This window comes from Enterococcus sp. RTP21361st1_A6_RTP21361_211029 (genome assembly GCF_040910045.1).
Taxonomy (GTDB): Bacteria; Bacillota; Bacilli; order Lactobacillales; family Enterococcaceae; genus Enterococcus_D; species Enterococcus_D gallinarum.
In genome coordinates, this window is the sequence record NZ_JBDGBK010000218.1 from 1 (window position 1) to 1,256 (window position 1,256).

The window sequence follows — 1,256 nt, forward strand, 5'->3', positions numbered from 1 at the left end:
GGGGTATATCGTGCAACCAATAAAAAGAATGAGATTGCCCTTTTAAAGGAAGCGAGACCATATGCCGGTCTAGACGCACGCCAACGCGATGCTGTTGAGAGACTATCCATCGAATGGAGAATGCTCAATCTTCTTAAAGATACCGGCATTGCACCAAAACCATATCGAAAGTTTAACGCCTGGGAACATAGCTACATTGAAATGGAATGGCTTGATGAAATCACACTGAACCATTGGGTATCGGAAAACTATCCTTATCAATGTGAAAATGGCCATACTAATCAGTTGATGCAATATAGAAGCGATATCAATACAATCGCAACATCGATTATCGATGCCGTAAAAGAAATTCACCGAACTGGATATGTTCATGGAGATATTCATTTAGGAAACATAATGATTAATCCTAAAACAATGTCTATACACTTTATAGATTTTGAAGATGGGCGTACATTGGACTCCACGGAAATATCAGCGCATAACGCTATGGGATTTCATCCCCCATTGTGCTGCTCCGCCCAAGAAGCAGATTGGTTTGCCGTTTCAAGGGTACTTGCATGCCTATGCTATGCAAATACCTCAATTTGCATGCTTAGTCCAGATCATTGGCCCAGAGTCAAGAATAATATTTCGGAAAAATTTGGCATCGAATATATAAATCTGTTAAAGGATGTTGAATCACGTTGCCCATGTGCATCTGGAGTTTCGGATGTTCCATTAACTCCAGATGCACATATTACACAGTTTACGCCACGTTTTTCCTTGAATCCGTTATCACATTCCGATTCCCTATCATTAGTAAAAACCGATATTATTAATGGCATTTTCCACACACGTCATAGATTGCCGGGAAAACTATACCCCGGTGATGTAACGCGAGGCTCTATTTGGGGAGCAAGCAACGTAAACTCCGGTGCGATGGGAATCCTAATGAGCTTGCATAGAGCCAGCTCAATTATCAAATCAGATGATGTCCAATGGGTGAAAGACATGATTCATGGTTTCACGCAAAACAATCAATCGGACTTTGGATTATATACGGGGCTATCCGGCATAGGATTAGTCGCCCTTGAATTAGGGGAATCAAAAACCGCTCACGAACTATTATTTAGCACATGTGAACATTGGAAAGAGGCACGAAATCTTGATCTTAATAGCGGACTAGCCGGTCAAGGATTAGCCTTGATATCATATGGAATGGCTACGGATGATAAGAAGTATTTCCATGAGGCCATTGCACTTGGACATCGCATATC

The 1,256-nt window shown here is 41.4% G+C and carries 1 protein-coding gene; it reads left to right on the forward strand.

What is annotated here, in order from left to right; genetic code table 11:
• Positions 1-1,256, forward strand: a 1,256-nt coding sequence (locus AB5Z52_RS17180) for a hypothetical protein (protein WP_368267155.1), incomplete at both ends; no start/stop codon positions are given.